The 17,971-nt window shown below is 44.1% G+C and carries 12 protein-coding genes; 7 read left to right on the top strand and 5 right to left on the bottom strand.

All coding sequences use genetic code 11. The annotated features are described in order from the left end of the window. Nucleotides 1-277 precede the first annotated feature (277 nt). Nucleotides 278-1,462 (bottom strand): prephenate dehydratase, encoded by a 1,185-nt coding sequence (gene pheA / locus V144x_RS18520; protein ID WP_144986938.1) that lies wholly within the window; start codon nucleotides 1,460-1,462, stop codon nucleotides 278-280. A gap of 693 nt (nucleotides 1,463-2,155) precedes the next feature. Between pheA and dnaK the strand changes: the two genes are divergently transcribed. Both dnaK and clpB read left to right on the top strand, forming a co-directional pair. Further along, entirely contained in the window at nucleotides 2,156-4,066 is a 1,911-nt protein-coding gene (gene dnaK, locus V144x_RS18515; protein ID WP_144986936.1) for a molecular chaperone DnaK, read from the top strand. Between the two features lie 293 nt (nucleotides 4,067-4,359). Then, nucleotides 4,360-6,975 carry an ATP-dependent chaperone ClpB gene (clpB, locus tag V144x_RS18510; RefSeq protein WP_144986934.1) on the top strand — a complete coding sequence of 872 codons (2,616 nt, stop codon included), beginning with the start codon at nucleotides 4,360-4,362 and terminating at the stop codon, nucleotides 6,973-6,975. 68 nt (nucleotides 6,976-7,043) lie between these two features. Here clpB and V144x_RS18505 read toward each other — a convergent pair whose 3' ends face one another. Further along, nucleotides 7,044-7,430, bottom strand: coding sequence for a VOC family protein (locus V144x_RS18505; protein ID WP_144986932.1), 387 nt, complete (start codon nucleotides 7,428-7,430; stop codon nucleotides 7,044-7,046). A gap of 87 nt (nucleotides 7,431-7,517) precedes the next feature. Next, the gene (locus V144x_RS28440) at nucleotides 7,518-7,688 is read right to left on the bottom strand and encodes a DUF6800 family protein (protein ID WP_197992865.1); all 171 of its coding nucleotides are present in this window, start codon (nucleotides 7,686-7,688) and stop codon (nucleotides 7,518-7,520) included. A 311-nt stretch (nucleotides 7,689-7,999) separates the two neighbouring features. Between V144x_RS28440 and V144x_RS18500 the strand changes: the two genes are divergently transcribed. Further along, nucleotides 8,000-9,094: a DUF6268 family outer membrane beta-barrel protein gene (locus tag V144x_RS18500; protein WP_144986930.1), complete on the top strand. Its 1,095-nt coding sequence runs from the start codon at nucleotides 8,000-8,002 to the stop codon at nucleotides 9,092-9,094. A 3-nt stretch (nucleotides 9,095-9,097) separates the two neighbouring features. Here the strand turns inward: V144x_RS18500 and V144x_RS18495 are convergent, their stop codons facing one another. Beyond that, nucleotides 9,098-10,201, bottom strand: coding sequence for a Gfo/Idh/MocA family protein (locus V144x_RS18495; RefSeq protein ID WP_144986928.1), 1,104 nt, complete (start codon nucleotides 10,199-10,201; stop codon nucleotides 9,098-9,100). A 47-nt stretch (nucleotides 10,202-10,248) separates the two neighbouring features. Next, nucleotides 10,249-11,517 (bottom strand): CCA tRNA nucleotidyltransferase, encoded by a 1,269-nt coding sequence (locus V144x_RS18490; RefSeq protein ID WP_144986926.1) that lies wholly within the window; start codon nucleotides 11,515-11,517, stop codon nucleotides 10,249-10,251. Nucleotides 11,518-11,775: 258 nt separating this feature from the next. Between V144x_RS18490 and V144x_RS18485 the strand changes: the two genes are divergently transcribed. From V144x_RS18485 to V144x_RS18470, 4 genes are all read left to right on the top strand, one after another. Then, nucleotides 11,776-12,180: a hypothetical protein gene (locus tag V144x_RS18485; protein ID WP_232102575.1), complete on the top strand. Its 405-nt coding sequence runs from the start codon at nucleotides 11,776-11,778 to the stop codon at nucleotides 12,178-12,180. A gap of 266 nt (nucleotides 12,181-12,446) precedes the next feature. Next, nucleotides 12,447-13,109: a TetR/AcrR family transcriptional regulator gene (locus V144x_RS18480; protein ID WP_144986924.1), complete on the top strand. Its 663-nt coding sequence runs from the start codon at nucleotides 12,447-12,449 to the stop codon at nucleotides 13,107-13,109. Nucleotides 13,110-13,307: 198 nt separating this feature from the next. Further along, the gene (locus tag V144x_RS18475) at nucleotides 13,308-14,756 is read left to right on the top strand and encodes an efflux RND transporter periplasmic adaptor subunit (protein ID WP_197998504.1); all 1,449 of its coding nucleotides are present in this window, start codon (nucleotides 13,308-13,310) and stop codon (nucleotides 14,754-14,756) included. Continuing rightward, nucleotides 14,753-17,971 carry an efflux RND transporter permease subunit gene (locus V144x_RS18470; protein ID WP_144986920.1) on the top strand — a complete coding sequence of 1,073 codons (3,219 nt, stop codon included), beginning with the start codon at nucleotides 14,753-14,755 and terminating at the stop codon, nucleotides 17,969-17,971. Before V144x_RS18475 ends, V144x_RS18470 begins: the two co-directional genes overlap by 4 nt.

The raw sequence follows: 17,971 nt of genomic DNA, 5'->3' as shown, positions 1-17,971 counted from the left end.
AATTAAATGAAGTAATGTGCTGAAGGTTCTCTGTCATTTAAACATTTCTTGTATTCTCTTTCGCTTTCAATGAGAAAGAGAAGGAGAAATTATCCGTATTGTTGAGCATCGGCATACGGAATTTTGAATTCAGAGAGGACGTTTCGTGCTGGATAAGTTATTGATTCAGAAGCAGTGATTCAAGGATCCCAGCTGAAAAACCTGAAATGTAGCTCTTATTGGCTCGATTTCATGAATTATCTGGAAAGATCGAGGAAACTGGTAGAAAAAAAGGGGGTTATTCCAAAATGCCACTGCGTGGATAAGAACCCATTGTTTCCAGACGCACCACTCGTTTTTCGAGTTCACTAATGGTTCTTTTGATGTGGGCTTCCTGAATATGTCCTTCAAAGTCAATAAAGAAGAGATATCCTGGTTCTTCACCTCGCAAGGGAAAAGATTCGATCCAGGTAAGATTGACTTTGTTCTTTTTGAAGATTTGCAGGGTATCGGCCAGCGAACCCGCTTTATGAGCAATTTGCACCAGAATGGCAGTTCGATCTTTGCCCGTTGGTTCACAGACTTCTTCGCCGATGACAGCAAAACGGGTTACATTGTTGGTGTTATCTTCTATTCCTTCGACGATAATTTGAAGATCATATTCGACTGACGCTTGATGGCTGGCAACGGCAGCTGCACCTGGTTTCGTCGCAGCTAGTTGGGCTGCAGTTGAAGTGCTGGTCACTTCATGTAAGTGTGCTTGGGGCATATTTCTCGAAAGCCACTCACGACACTGGGAAAGTGCTTGTGGTTTACTATAGATTTCCGTGATTTCACTACGTTCACAACGTGCTAGCAGGTTGTGATGAACAGCAATCAGAACTTCTCCACAAATTCTGAGAGGAAGTCTGGTAAACATATCGAGTGTGTCGACAACACGTCCATCAGTGCTGTTTTCGATAGGTACTACACCAAATTCCGTGTTACTCCGATTTACTTCTTCAAAGACAGCACCAATAGTATTCACGGGAACCATGTCAGCTTCTTCACCAAAACGCTCCAGTGCTGCCAAATGGGTATAGCTATACGCTGGTCCAAGATAGGCAACTCGCTGTGGGTGGATTTGTCTGCGAGCAGAACTTAAAATTTGCCGGAAGATTCCTCGAACCGCATTATTTGTGAGTGGACCGGATGAATTCAGCTTTTCAATGAATTCACGAAGTTCTTCGTCTGACTTGGGGTCAAACATGGCAGCCCGTGGATCAGGATCTGACTTGATCTGTTTTATCGTCATTGAGCAGCGTTTGTTGACCAATTTTACAATTTCACGGTCAATTTTCTTTAACTCGGACTGTATTGAGGCCGGGTTTCTTTTACTGCTACTGCTTTTTCGTGCTGGTTGCTTTTGGGCTGGTTGTTTTTTTACTGCCGCCTTCGATTTGCTTGTTGAGGTGGCTTTTTTAACCGCTTTTTTCTTGGCCATCGGAATCTTTCAGGATGTGAGTCTCGTTTCTGTCTCTCAGAAAATTAACCGCAGCCAGATCACATGCCCTCCCTGGTCGTGCCTTGATGCTTACTGCCAGTTTCACAATTGGATTACAATCCCTTCAGAGCTTCTCAGTTTGGGATTTCTCCCGATCAATAATCTTTTTTAAAAATTGTAAGACATTACCTAACAAGCATTTAGGTTGTCAGACGAAAACTGAAAACTTTATATACTGTTTGAATTGATTTTCAAAAAAAATCAACTTAGTCTTCAATTGTTCTAGTTTGTACCGCCGTAATTAAGGGCTGTCAAGCGGTTGAGCCTTACCTCTGAAGTGTTTAGCGTTTATTCTAAGAGCTTGTTTATATAAACTGCCAATATGTCATTCTGACGTGCAGGCAGGCTTGGTTATTGAGGGTGCCAATATGGCATTCTTTATGGTTTGAATTTTCGGTTAGCGAAAACTATTTGGTTTGTAAGTGTTTATTATTAAGTTGTTTAGAGTTTTGTGTTAGATGTTAAAATCGGCTTGGCACGTACATTGCTAAGTAAGTAATCAGCTGGTTTCCAGCTAGCTCACTGATTGAAATCATAAGAAGCACATGATTGATGTACATGACATTGGATTTCGTTTTGAGACTGTGTCTAGTACAGATCTGAATTAGGAATAAAGAAAGAGGGGAAACTCGAATGTCGTCTCAAGGTGAAAAGATCATCGGAATTGATTTGGGAACTACAAACTCAGTGGTTTCGATTATGGAAGGTGGGGAAGCCAAAGTGATTCCTAACCTGGAAGGGAATCGGATTACCCCTAGTGTTGTCGCTTTTACCGATAAAGGAGAGACGCTCGTGGGAGAGCCTGCAAAACGTCAGGCTGTGACCAATCCCAAGAATACCGTTTATTCCGTAAAGCGATTTATGGGACGTCGGCACAATGAAGTACAGAGTGAAGAAAAGATCGTACCCTATAAAATTATTGGTGGACCTGAGGACTATGTCAAAATAGAGGCAGGTAGTAAAACCTACACCCCGCCAGAAATTTCAGCTTCGATTCTACGGAAATTGAAAGAAGCCGCAGAAAGCTATCTGGGACATAAAGTCAACAAAGCGGTCGTTACTGTTCCCGCTTATTTCAATGATGCTCAACGACAAGCGACCAAAGACGCGGGCCAGATTTCTGGTTTGGAAGTCTCGCGTATCATCAATGAGCCGACAGCCGCTGCACTGGCCTACGGTTTGGAAAAGAAGAACGACGAAAAAATTGTCGTGTTCGACTTTGGGGGTGGAACGTTTGACGTTTCCGTTTTGGAAGTCGGCGACGAAATCATTGAAACTCTAAGTACGAACGGTGATGGTCATCTGGGGGGAGACGACTTTGACGAAGAGTTGATCAATCATATTGCAGATGCGTTCAAGAAGGAGCAGGGAATAGATCTGCGAGATGATGCGATGGCGTTACAGCGTTTGCGCGAAGCCGCCGAAAAAGCAAAGAAAGAATTGTCTTCTTCACAATCGACAGATATTAATCTGCCGTTTATTACTGCGGATAGTTCAGGCGCAAAACACTTACAAATGGCGATTACCCGTTCTGAGTTTGAGAAGTTGATCGATCCTCTTGTTGAACGCTGTCGGAAGCCAGTCGAGCAGGCAATGAAGGATGCAGGACTTGATTCGAGCCAAATCGATGAAGTTGTGTTGGTTGGTGGATCAACGCGTGTTCCCAAAGTTCAGGAATTCGTTAAGAAAATATTTGGGAAAGAGCCACACAAGGGAGTCAATCCTGACGAGGTGGTTTCTATTGGTGCTGCTATTCAAGGTGGTATTATTTCTGGCGATGTCCAGGATGTTGTGTTGCTGGATGTCACTCCGCTGTCTTTGGGAATCGAAACCGAAGGCGGCGTAATGACGAAACTGGTTGAACGTAACACAACCATTCCTGTGACCAAGGACCAAGTATTTTCAACCGCTGCCGACAACCAAACTGCCGTTACAGTCCGCGTTTTCCAAGGAGAACGGCAGATGGCTACCGACAACCGATTGTTGGGGCAGTTTAATCTGGAAGAAATTCCACCAGCACCTCGTGGAGTTCCACAGATTAAAGTGGTATTTGATATTGATGTAAATGGAATTTTAAATGTCTCGGCAAAAGATGTTGCTACAGGTAAGGAAACTTCTGTCAGGATTGAACAGTCCAGTGGTTTGTCTGAAACCGAAATTGAAGAGATGCAGAAACAGGCAGAAGCCCACGCCGATGAAGACAAGAAGAAATTCGAGTTGGCTGAAGCCAAGAATAATGGGTCTCGACTGATTTATGAAGTAGAGAAACTGTTGAAAGAACACGCTGAGAAAATTGATGATTCTTCCAAGTCAGCGATTGAGGCATCAGTGAAAAAAGTGAACGATGCGATCGGTACTGAAGATGCAGCGGCGATCAACACTGCCTGCGAGGAATTACAGCAGGCTACTCATGCTTTCACAGAGCAGATGTATAAAGAGAGCCAAGCTGCAGGAGCCGATGGTACTTCCGCCGAGGGCGGAGACGCTGCTGCTCCCGCTGAGGAAGAAGATGTAATTGATGCAGAATTTGAGAAAAAAGACTAGAACAGATTTCGTTTTAGTGCTTTATCGAGAATAGGAGACGGGAGCTCAGGTTTCATTCTGAGTTCCCAACTTCTGAGTAAATAAGACCTTTCCTACTTAATATATTTTGTTTTACATAATAATTTTTTTGTAGTCATGTAGATTAGCAGGTTCATTTTTTCCCACCTCACTGGGCCTGTTCCTTAAACAAAAAACTAAATTCCTAAAAACATTACTTGTCAGCTGGTTATTCAGAAAGATAATCCAAGCTGTTGAGTTGCTGCGCAATATTGGAAAAGAATTGGAGGAGCATTATGGCGTTTCGATTTGAAAAGTTGACTGTAAAAGCTCAAGAGGCAGTACAGCGTGCCCAGCAAACGGCTGAAGATTTTGGCCAACAGGAAATTAAGCCTTTGCATTTGCTCAAAGCGCTGTTGGACGAAGAACAAGGTGTTGTGAAACCTCTGATTCAAAAGATTGGTGCCAATCTTCCTCAGCTTCAAAAAATGGTAGATGACGAAATTCAACGCCTTCCTAAAGTAACCGGAGCCATGTCTCAGGTGGGTATTGGTCAGGCGTTGCTTCAGGTCCTTCAGGCTGCTCAGGATCGTGCTGATCAGATGCAGGATGATTTTGTCTCGACAGAACATCTGCTGTTGGCTTTTACTACTGTAGATGATCAGGCAAAACGTCTTTTGGAATTAAATGGCATTGAAGAAGACGATGTGTTGTCGGCTTTGCAGGCCGTACGTGGTGGTCAACGAGTGACTGATCAAAGTCCCGAGGAAAAATACCAATCGCTGGAGCAATACGGTAAAGATCTTGTGGAACTGGCACGGCAGGGAAAAATCGATCCGGTGATTGGCCGCGATCAGGAAATTCGACGGGTCATTCAAATTTTATCCCGTCGTCGAAAAAATAATCCGGTTTTGATTGGTGAAGCGGGAGTTGGAAAAACAGCAATTGTTGAAGGGCTCGCACATCGTATTGTGATTGGCGATGTCCCCCAGAATCTTAAAAATAAACGGGTGATTGCTCTAGATATGGGGGCACTCATAGCGGGCACGAAATACCGTGGTGAATTTGAGGATCGTTTGAAGGCAGTTCTTAAAGAAATCGAACAGGCCAAGGGGGAGATCATCCTGTTTATTGATGAATTGCATACAGTTGTGGGAGCAGGGGCAGCAGAAGGGGGCGCGGATGCTTCCAATTTATTGAAACCGGCATTAGCACGCGGAGAATTGCATTGTGTGGGAGCCACGACTCTCGACGAATACCGCAAGCATATCGAAAAAGACCCTGCTTTAGAGCGACGTTTTCAACCGGTGATGGTACAGGAACCGACTGTGGAAGACACAATTTCCATCTTGCGTGGCTTAAAAGAACGCTACGAAACGCATCATGGAGTGCGCATTATGGATGATGCGTTAATCAATGCAGCGACATTATCGGACCGTTATATCAACGATCGTTTTCTACCCGATAAAGCCATCGACTTAGTGGATGAGGCAGCTAGCCATTTGCGGATGGAAATGGATTCGATGCCTGCTGAAATTGACGAGGCAACTCGTCAATTAACTCGAATGCAAATTGAAGCGACGGCTCTGGCAACGGAAACGACGGCGGATAGTAAAGAGCGTCTGGAAGAATTAAGAAAACAGATCGCCGACCGTGAGGAGAGCGTCAATGCGCTAAAGACCCGTTGGGAAACCGAGAAGGAAGCCTTGTCTGGTTTACAGCCATTGAAGGAAGAGATTGATCGATTGAATACAGCTTATGAACAGGCATTTAATCGAGCGCAACAAACAAATTCCAATGAAGACTTTACAACTGCTTATAATGCAGAACAGGAGTTAAATACAGCTCGCAAACGCTTGTCAGAAATGGAAGAACGGGTTACAGAACTCGGCGATGTCGGTGGCGAACGCTTGTTGCGTGAGGAAGTGACGCCGGAAGATATTGCTAAGGTGATCAGTATGTGGACCGGGATTCCCATTTCGAAAATGTTACAGGGCGAACGGGCAAAATTACTGAGAATGGAAGAGGAAATCCATCAGCGAATGATCAATCAGAACGAAGCTGTTGAAGCGGTTTCCAATGCGGTCAGACGTTCTCGTTCCGGTTTACAGGATCAGAGTCGTCCCATCGGTTCATTCATGTTCCTGGGACCCACGGGGGTGGGAAAAACGGAATTATGTAAGGCACTTGCCGGATTTCTGTTTGATGACGAACGCAACATGATTCGCATCGACATGAGTGAATTCATGGAGAAACATTCCGTGGCAAGACTCATTGGTGCGCCTCCAGGATATGTCGGTTACGAAGAAGGGGGGCGATTGACGGAAGCGGTACGACGCCAGCCTTATTCTGTCATCTTGTTGGATGAAGTAGAGAAGGCACACCGTGATGTGTTTAACATTCTCTTGCAATTACTCGATGATGGGCGATTGACAGATAGCCACGGGCGAACTGTTGATTTCTCAAATACAATTGTCGTGATGACGTCTAACATTGGCAGTCAGACGATTATGGATTTATCTGGTAAGGAGGATGAGCAGTTGATCCATAGCCGTGTGATGGATGCACTGCAGCGCGAGTTTTTACCTGAATTCCTAAATCGAATTGATGAAGCGATTGTCTTCCATCCGCTCGGACGTGAAGAAATTCGCCAGATTGTGGAATTACAATTAAAGAATTTAGCCGCTTTAGTGGAAGAGAATGGATATACATTGGAAGTCTCTGATGCCGCTAAAGATTTGTTAGCGGAAGAAGGTTATGACCCCACCTATGGAGCGCGTCCTTTAAAGCGTACCATTCAGCAGAATATCCAGAATGAACTTGCGAATAAGTTACTGTCGGGAGAATTTTCAGAAGGTGCCACAATTTATGTGAATGCACATGAAGGATTGTACCTGTTCTCTGAAAAGTAACGGTTCAAGATCAATTTGGTTATTATTTGAATCACAGTTTTGGGGTTAGTCTCTTAAGCTGTGATTTTTTATTTATCAGAATTAGAATGTAACGCGAGACGATTTCCCTCGCTGTCGAGAATGAGAGCCCGAAAGCCATGCGGACCAATAGAGTGAATCGGTTCGATCACTTTTCCTCCCTTGGCTTCGGCCTGCGTTACGGCATCCCGAATACGATGATCGACATTCATATAAACTAGGATCCCTTTGTCAGCCGAGATTGCCGATTCATCGAGGATCAAACAACCGCCATTTCCCTGCTCATGACCCAAAACGCCGAATCGAGTTTCGTTGAATTGTTCGCAATGAACTTTTACCGAAAGAACTGCTGAATAAAATGCTGCAGCTCGATCAAGGTCAGCCACGGGTATATCGAACCAGACTGCTCGGTTGTGAGTTGAATTGAAGTCAGTCATTTCAATTATCCCCTCAGCGCAAGAAAAAATGACGCTCACTTCAATAAAGCGAGCGTCTACTTCAATGATCGATAATAAGAAGGGATCTCAGGCAGATTCTTCTAATACAACAAAAGGGCTGATCTTGCGAACTTTTTCTTTGATCGCTTCTTTTTCCGCAGAGTCTTTTGCCTTGGCGAATTTTTCCCGAAGTTGTTTCAGTTTATGCTTCCGGATTCGACGTTGGGCCAGTTCGCGCCCTTTTTCAACACGTCCCATTTCTTGTGTATTCCTGGTAAAAATGAAAGTATAGTATTGTTCTTATGTATATTTCCTGTCTTCGGTATCTGATTCTAACATCTATTGAAACAGGGGGCAACGATCAGAGCAGGGCATTTTTCAGAGTCCTTAAGAGAAGCGTATACTCTGGATTCGGGTTGACCCATTTGTGTTTCCTTGATATTTCTTGCCTCTACATCTCTCTATTCTTTTGACCTCTCCCCATTAGTTCTGACAACTACCCATGGTGGTAGAACTCCACCAGATAGAATTTACGTACCTGGTTAATTATTCATTTGGAAGACTCAGTTATGCCATTTCAGTCTTTGAAGGCTGTTTTTCTCCTGATAGTTACATCAGTGATTGTATTGAGCAGTGTGACTGGTCGTTTTGCTTATGCTCAGGGAAGACTTTCTGAGTTGGGAGCAAAGAAAGCAACAAATCTTGAGTCTTATCGTCGTCACCAAACGATATTTGCACCGCGTGATCAGGATATCAAGCAAATCAGCCAGTCGCCTCAAGTTCCCGAAGTTTTAGACGCAGAAGCCCGTGAGGCGTTAGGAATTCCTCCCCAATTGTTGGAATCCGACGATTCCTGGAGTGAGTCGGAAGATGAATGTCTCGAATGCGAAACGTTTGTGCCATTAATTTCTCATAAACGTGCCACGGCCAATGTGACCTGGTTACCTGGTACAGGTGATGATCTAGGAATTTTCAGCCTGAGTTTATCCGAAGCTTTGGAACTACCTCGCTATGAAGGATTCACCATCACACCCCGGTTTGGCGTGCATTATTTGGATGGTCCTGTACGAACTGATTTACCGGCTCGGGTCTACGATACCTCGGTTGCCTTTCGTTGGTTTAATAAATTCAACGAAAAATGGTCATATGAACTCGAAGTAGCACCTGGGGTTTATAGCGATTTTAAAAACGTGACGACTGATTCTCTCAGAATTACGGGAAGAGGGCTCGCCTATTACATGCACTCACGTTCCAAACAGTTTGTGTTTGGGGTGGTTTATATCGATCGTGAAGATCTCAAATTATTACCTGCTGCCGGTATGATCATGTGGTTTAGTGAAGGATCACGTCTTGAGCTTATTTTTCCAAAACCCAAGTTCACTTATCGTATCGAGAAGAGTGAGGCGCGAGAACGTTGGTTGTATGTGGCTGGTGAATTTGGGGGTGGTTCGTGGGCGATTCGTCGTGCAGGAACGGCAGTTGATGACGTTGTGACATACAATGATCTAAGATTGATTGGCGGAATCGAGACAAAGCATACCAATGGAATGGTGAGCCAGTTTGAAATTGGTTATGTGTTTAATCGTAAGCTGGAATATTTATCGAACAACGGCAATTATGATGTCTCTCCCACGGGGATGATTCGCTATCAACTGACATTCTGAAACTTATAAATTGCATTGAATGTCGATCCATGTGCGTTTCTCAAACGATTCCAGTACGGAGTCAGCGACAAGTTGAGCTGAAGCCCCATGATCAAAACCAGGGATGGCGTCCCGTTCTTCCAGAATGGCTGACACAAATTCGTAGACCAAATCGTAACGGAATACGGTACTAGGCACACCCTCATGTGGCTTGCGTGGACTGCCTTCAATAACCAGAAATTCATCCGGTACCGGAAGTTTTTCCATCGTTTGTCCAGGCTTACCGATCAAGATGTTATTGGGGTCTGTCAATTGATAGGCGGCGGAACCTTCGGAGCCATTTACTTCTGCCCATTCATAACCAAAACCATCATTGTGATAGCCTTTCATTAACGTACTCCCTTCCCAGACTCCAACTGCACCATTTTCGAATTGTCCGATTAAGGAAGACCAGTCATCAACTTCAGATGGTTCGCAAGGTTGACCTTCTGCAGTTTTGTCTCGCGGAACAAATTGCGCAACTGCACCACAAATGCTTTTAATCGGACCAAGTAAATCCTGGGCAAAGTCGATGCGGTGAATTGTCATATCAAACAGGTCACCGGCTCCGGCTAACTTTTTACTTTGTCGCCAGCCCCAGCTTGATTCAGGCCAATCGAGAAAGCGTTGGCTACGGAAGTGACGGGGAGTCCCCAGTGCTCCTGATTCCACAAGATGTTTCACATAGCGCATGGAAGGGGCGAAGCGATATGTGAATGCCGTCATGTGTCGCAGGTTGGTATCGCGAGCGGCCCGATACATTTCAGCCGATTCCGTATAATTTAATCCCAAGGGCTTTTCACACATCACATGTTTTCCCCCTCGAATGCAAGCCAGTGCGATTTCATGATGTGTAAAGTTGGGAGTGGCGATGATGACCGCGTCGATTTCAGGATCGTCAGCAATTTCTTGATACTTAGTGCTGGCTTTGGTTTTTCCCCAATCGGATTGGCGCTGTGCCAGTAGTTCTGAGTTAGGATCACAAATCGCAGCCAGTTCTGCTCGCGGATCGAGATCAATGCCAGGGACATGATGGTAGTCGGAGACGGCACCAGCACCAATAATGCCGATACGAATGGAGTCTGTCATAAATACGCCTTTAGTGTGATGTTGATTTGAATTAGTAGAATGCTCGTTTAGTTCTGATGCAATCGGGAAAGCAGGGCAAAGGCTTCCTCTTTTGTATGAATGATTTCATCTAGCTGAGCATCTTGAATTTTATTGAGTAGTTCCTTGAATTCAGGACCTGATTTGATTCCAAACTCAATCAAGTCATTGCCTGTGATGAGCGGAGGAGGATTCAAAACTTCAGTGGGTGTATGATCTCGATACTGACAACAAAATTCAAGGTCGTCCAGAGGTTGTTTTTGAGAAGTAAGATCCGCTTTGACCAGTTCAATCAGGTAGGGACAATTTTTATGAGCCAAAAGTCGTTTGAGTCGTGAGAGCTTGAATGATGGGGCGCTTTCCAGACTGTTTCGATGCTGAATCAACCAGTAAATCAGAGAGGTTTCATGATTGGAAAAGCGAAGTCGTTTGCAAATATCATGAATGATATCGAGCTGATGGGTGCTATCTTCGTGAGGCAAATCCAATAATAAGGTAGCGAATGACAGCTCAAAATTGATGAGTGTGAGACCTTTCAGACGAAGAAGTGTTTGGTCCCACAAAGGCTGTTTTTCTGGATCTTCCCATAAGGGAGCTAATTCAGGAATAATTGATTTTAACAATTCGGAACTCTGAACAAGTTCAATTGCATAACTGCGATTGGGGTGAAGCAGCATTTTTCTTAATTCACCGGAAATCCGTTCCGGGCTCACTACACAGATTTCATTCGCCATTGTTTGAATTGCTTCAAATGTGACCTGATCCAGACGAAACTCAAGTGTGGAAGCAAAACGAATTGCGCGTAGCAGCCGAAGTTTATCTTCCTGCATCCGTTTCAGCGGATTTCCAATGGCACGAATGATTTGCTGATTAAGGTCGGATTGTCCTCCCACGTAATCATAGACTGACTCAGTAAGGGGATCATAAAACATGCCGTTGATGGTAAAGTCACGACGGTGGGCATCTTCTTCAGCTGTCGTAAACGTCACGTGTTCCGGACGCCGCCCGTCAAGATAGGGGCCTTCACTACGAAACGTGGCTACTTCAACATCACAGTCTGAATGTGGACCGCGGACGATAATGACGCCAAAACTGGCGCCTACGGCTAAAGTTTGCCGTTTCCCAAACAATTTACGAACCTCATCTGGTAGAGCATTGGTCGCGACATCGTAGTCCTGTGGTTTTTTTCCCAGTAGCAGGTCGCGAACACAGCCTCCCGCCCAGAGAGCTTGGTAACCTGCATTCCGTAATTTGCGGACAATGTCCAACGCGACCTTGTATGGTTCAGTTTGTTTCATGGATCCTGGATTGATTAAATGCGCACGACTTTTTTGAGTATGTGTTTAATAATAGCAAGTTCTGGTGAGTTATCGACTTATGATCGTCTTTTTTTGTTGTATATTGCTGGGTCTCTTATGGATACCGTTTAAATCAGAGGTTTGTAGGGACAGAAAAAGTGGAGCAGGGGTTCATAAAACGGACTTCGCAAAGATGAGTCGATTCCGTATGATTGATCGTTCGGTTTAGTTCTTCAAGAACAATAGAGTCATTTTTCAATGAGACTCAGAATCATTCAATTTGTTGAAGGATTAGAAGTTTTGAGAGGTACTCACAGTATTCGCTTTAATGGAACCTGTTTTTGGGTTCTTCATCGCAGGAAGGAGTTTGGTCCATTCGATTATGAATGGAGCAAAGACTTCTCTGGTGTAGAGTTTATGTACTCCGGTCATAAATTTGGCGAATACTGTAGTGCGGATGAGATCTTCGCAGACCTAAAGCAGTTTTCGCTTCCGATGAGCGTGGTCGAAGTTGCCAGCTTAACGATCGGTACGGTCTTATATGGTGTATTGAATGGTCTCCGAGAACCGCTCTGGAAAGAACTCTTAAGGCAGCGCCTGGATGCGAGTGGTTTTCAACACTTTTCGATTCGAGAAGATGGCCCTGAGCGGCTGACTGGCTAAAAAGCGGGAATCGACATTTTTTCAATATTCGTCTTCCGCATTCGAATTCAGAATGTCTCGCAAATTTTCTCTCTTTTAGCTTTTTTGAAATCGTCATATGTATATATTTTGATTTGAGATAAGTTGCATTTTAAAAATTGCAATTGATTTTAAACGCTTGTTTAATACAATTGTTTGAAACAGTGTTTTAAATATCATTGCTTTATCGATTTAGATTGTGTGGTCAAGTTAAGTCTCATGCGCTAAAAAGAGATGGAACTTTCTATATGTCATCATTTAATGTTCGTGACAAATTACTTGAAGTAGCAGGGCCCGTTTTTTCAGAAAAGGGGTTTGAGAAAGCGACTGTGCGCGAAATCTGTCAGAAAGCAGACGTGAATCTTGCTAGCGTGAATTATTACTTTGGAGATAAAGAACAACTTTATCTGGAAGTGATCCGTCTCGCAAAAGAGATGGGGATTTCTCGTGCACCGCTTCCAGAGTGGTCCTCTGACACTTCTCCCGAACAAAAACTTCGAGACTGGGTCACTACATTGGTGATGAGGATGTTAGGAACGGATTCCTGGAGTAACCATTTGATTATGCGTGAGGTATTGGAGCCAACCAAGGCCTGCGAGCATCTTATTCAAGAACACTTTCGTCCTTTTGTAAATATCGCAGATTCCATATTGCAGGAGATGCTGGGCGAAGAAGTCCCTGAGTATCGTCGTATGCAGTGTGTTTTCAGTATCGCTGCTCAATGCCAGTTTTACCGTGTCTCTGAAAGTCTGGTGACCTTGATGTTAGGCAATGAAGAAAAAAACACTCATTACGATGTCGAATGTTTAATTGAACACGTTCTACAGTTTTCTCTTGCAGCAATCAAAAATTTGAAACAGGAAATGGCTCTGTCCGAAATGGAATCTTCTTCACCCGTTCATAAAATCTGAATCTTATCAAACGAAAATAGAGTAAATAAAAATAAAAAATTTCTAAGAAAAGCTATTTGAAATTTTAGCAGGTTGTTTTGAGATGATCGCCTTGGCATCATCCTGTTCGAAATAATACACATCTACTTGAATTCACAAACGGTAATTGACTCATTCCTTCAATTACCACTGTGACGCGTTTCAATATAGAAAATGGTCATGTCAGATTTGAAAACTCAAAAATCAAGAAGTTTATTCAACAAGCTCAAACACATTCTGTTACCAGTGGTCATTATCGCCCTTGGTGGTGGAAGCCTGGTTGTCCTCATGGCGATGAAAAAAGAGCCTGAGAAAAGTGAAAATACACTTGCCAGTTTGGCGCCATTGGTTTCGACTGAAACCATCGATTTTTCTGATAAAGGGGTCACGATCACCGTTGATGGGGTTGTTGTACCCTCCAGAGAGGTCAAACTTGCAGCAGAAGTTTCTGGAAAAGTGATTTACACCCAGAATGGCTGTAAAGTTGGAAATATTGTTCGCAAGGCAACCGAACGAGAACGACAAGATGTGAATACTCAAAATTTACTAATTCAAATCGATCCTGAGAACTATGAACTGGAAGTAAAGCGTCTTACTCAGGAATTTGCTCAAGCACAGGATGCCATCGATGAATTAGAAGTCGAAATCGATAATGAAAAAGCGATGATTGACTTGGCACATGAAGAGGTGCTCCTACAGAAAACACATCTGGATCGCGTAGAAAAACTACGTACTAAAAATGTCGTTTCAGACTCTGAATATGATGAAGCCAAACGTACAGAACTTTCATCTCGTAATTCGCTACAAAAATTAACCAACCAGACAGATCTACTCAAGTCACGCCGAAAACGAATGGAACACGCCCGTGATCTGGTGGGAGTTCAACTGACAAGAGCGAAACTGGACCTGAGTCGTACGCACATTTATTCTCCGATTAATGGTGTTATTGTAGAAGACTCTGTCGAAAAAGATGGTTACGTTAAAGCGGGCGATCCATTAGTTACAATTGAAGATACTTCTGCTGTGGAAGTACGCTCGAACCTGCGAATGGAAGAGTTATACCAACTCTGGCAGCATGCCGCTCAATCTGCAAAAAAAGGTCAGCTATCCTCAGCTAAATCTCAGGATAACCGACATGATTTAGGCTATCAACTTCCTCAGCTTCCCGTTAACGTCACTTATGAATTGGGAGGTAGAAAATTTATCTGGAAAGGCAAGCTCTCTCGCTATGATGGGATTGGCCTGGATGAAAAAACGAGAACTGTTCCCTGTCGTATTGTCGTTTCAGATCCTAAACCATCTCAAATTTTGGTAAATGGCCAACCGGCAAGTAAGATTGTCGGAGCGCCGCCTTTAACACGTGGCATGTATGTTTCCATCGAAATTCCCCTCAAAGGCAATGTGTCTTTATTGAAAATTCCTGAGACAGCAATTCGCCCCGGCAATTTGGTTTGGGTTGTCAGAGAGGGAAAACTACATGCAGAAAAGATCCGCGTTGTAGACACGAGTGCTAACCAATTACTCGTTGAACTGGGAGCCTCCGGGTTGAGACCAGGGGATCAGGTTGTCACATCCCCATTGAGCGTAGCGAATGAAGGCATGCTGGTTCGTAAAGGAGAGGTTGAATGAGGTCGATCATCAAGTGGGCGATCAATAACTCGCCCGCAATGAATACTTTGATGGTTACCGTTTTGGGGGTAGGGCTTGTCTCTTTAATGTTCATGCGCCGTGAAGTCTTTCCGGAGTTTGAACTGGAAATTATTCTGGTATCTGTTCCTTATCCAGGAGCAAGTCCTGATGAAGTGGAAGAAGGTATCTGCCAGAAAATGGAAGAGGCCGTTCGTTCAATTGACGGTATCAAAAAGATGACCTCGATTGCCAATGAAGGTTCAGGATCTTTGGTTTTAGAATTACGGGCTGATGTACCTGATGTGCAGAAAGTATTAAATGAGGTTCGTTCTGAGATTGATCGTATCCCCAGTTTTCCTGAATTGGCTGAAGATCCGGAAATCCAGCAAGTTACGTTCAGGCAGGTAGCGATTGAAGTGGCCGTCATTGGTCCTGATAATGAAAATGAAGACAGTGGGTGGGAGCTACGTGCTGTCACTGAGCGAATCCGAGATGAACTGCTGCAGTTAAAATCCGTATCGCAGGCAAATATTGCAGGCGCTCGCGATTATCAAATTGATATCGAAATTCCCGAAGCCACACTCAGAAAATACGGTCTGACCTTGCAGGATGTGGCAAGAACCGTTCGCAGAGAAAACCTGGAATTACCTGGTGGGAAATTAATTACCGATTCACAGGTTTTATTACTACGAGGAAAGAATAAACATCTGATTGGTAGTGAAATTGAAAAGATCCCTTTAGTTACTGAAGAGGGAGGGGTTGTCTTAACGGTTGGCGACCTCGGAAGTGTGCAGGATGAATTTGCTGATACAACCATGATCAGTGAAATTGACGGAAAGCCCGCCTTGTCTGTAGCAATCGAACGAACAGCGCAAGAGGATCTGCTGGCGATAGTTGAAGAAGTTCGCGAGTACGTGAAAACAGCAAATCTGCCACCGGGATACTCATTGAAGCTGTGGAAAGATCAGTCAGTTGACGTACGTGATCGTATGCAGTTATTAACGAGAAATGGGCTGCAGGGCCTCCTTATGGTTTTTATTACTCTTGCTATCTTTCTGGAATTTCGTCTTGCGTTCTGGGTTGCATTGGGGATTCCGATTTCAATGTTTGGTGCATGTATTGTGCTTTTCTATACCGGTCAAACATTAAATATGCTTTCCATGTTTGCGTTTTTGATGGCATTGGGGATTGTCGTTGATGATGCGATTGTTGTCGGGGAAAATATCTATGAGCATCGTCAGATGGGTAAATCAATTCTGAAGGCTGCCATTGATGGTGCGACTGAAGTCTTGCCTTCGGTTTGTGCATCTGTCACAACAACGGTTATCGCGTTTATGCCTTTGTTGTTTGTTTCAGGGATTATGGGAAAATTCATTGCGGTAATGCCGATTGCTGTGATTGCAATGTTAGTGATTTCGCTGTTGGAAAGTATTTTTATTCTCCCTTGTCACTTGGCACACGGAAAAATGAGTTCAGAAAAGAAAATTGGGTTTGTAGGAAAGAAGCTGAACTCGTTCATCGACCGCTGTTACTTACCTGTTTTAAGGTCTGCTTTGAATTACCCTTCGTCTGCTTTAGCTGTTGCTGGGGCTCTGATGCTATTGTCTGCTGGATTGATTATGGGGGGCTTTGCACCATTTAATATCTTTCCGAAAACTGATTACCGAATGATAGAAGCGACCGTAGAATTTCCTGATGGAACTCCTCAAGCAATTACGGGAGGTGCGACACTTCATATTCAAAGAGCGTTTGAAGAGCTGAATCAAGACTACCAGAAGAAGCATGGTAATTCTCTCATCAAGTTAGTCCGTAGAAATGTGGGTTTTGGAACACGGGATGAATCAGGCGGTGGTGTTGGTGGATCTGTTGAAGGCAGTCATGTTGGTAAAGTCAGTGTCGAAATAGTAGAAGCCCACGAACGGACTCTCGGTAGTGAAGAGATTCTCGAACTCTGGAGAGAAAAAGTTGGCGAAGTTCCAGGTGTGGATCGTCTTACTTTTAAATCTCCTTCAATGGGACCAGGCGGCAAGCCGATTGAATTTAAACTATTGGCAAATGGAGAACATCTGGATGAACTAGAAGCCGCCGTTGAAGAAGCAAAGCAGGAACTTGCGAAATATCCAGGGGTCAAAGATATTAACGACGACTCCAGTCCCGGAAAGTGGGAGTTTCAAATTAAAATCAAAGACAAAGCACGCGCTATGGGAGTTCCATTGGCGGATGTGGCGGAGACTGTGCGGGCAACCTATTACGGTGAAGAAGTAATGCGGCTGCAACGTGGTCGACACGAAGTGAAGTTAATGGTCCGTTATCCGGAAGAAGAACGACGATCGTTGATGGGGTTTGATGACATTCGAATTCGTACAGGAGACGGCGCGGAACGACCTTTGACAGAATTAGCTGAAGTAACTGTAAAAAGAGGTTACTCGGAGATCAACCGGATCGATCAACAACGTTCTATCACTGTATCTTCAGATTTGAATGAGAAAAAAGGGAACGCCAGCGAAATCGTCAAGTCATTGAAAAAGCCGGGAGGCTTTATGGATCAGTTGATGGCGAAATATCCTGATGTGCGTGTACGCTGGGAAGGGCAGCAAGAGCAAACAGATGAATCAGTAGATAGTTTGATCATCGGTCTTCTTATTGCTCTGGCGTCAATGTTTGCGTTATTGACAATAGAATTTCGTTCTTATGTTCAACCTCTCATAGTTCTCGGGATCATTCCGTTTGGAGTGATCGGGGCCGTTTTTGGACATGCGCTACTAGGTATGGAATTGACACTGTTTTCCTTATTCGGCCTGGTTGCTTTGACAGGTGTGGTAGTCAACGATTCAATCGTACTGATCGATTTCATCAATCACCGCATCGCAGATGGACTTCCTTTAAAGGATGCGTTAATTGATGCGGGGCGTCGTCGTTTTCGACCTGTGTTATTGACATCAATGACGACAATTGTTGGATTGGCGCCGATACTCAAAGAGACTTCATTTCAGGCACAGATTCTGATTCCGATGGCCGCCAGTCTCATTTTCGGGTTGATATTAGCAACAGGTCTGGTTCTTTTCTTAATTCCCACCTATTATTACCTCTATGCACGGTTTATGGGAGCAAGTCCTGATGAGCCTTGGGACCGAAAAATTGATGACTCGGTTAAAAGACAAGAGTATAATACCAACGAAAGTCAAGTGATTGAGATTGCACCATTGCAGTCTTAA

Source organism: Gimesia aquarii (assembly GCF_007748195.1).
Taxonomy (GTDB): Bacteria; Planctomycetota; Planctomycetia; order Planctomycetales; family Planctomycetaceae; genus Gimesia; species Gimesia aquarii.
The sequence above is the reverse complement of the archived record's forward strand: the minus strand, read 5'-3'. Positions and strand labels throughout refer to the sequence as shown.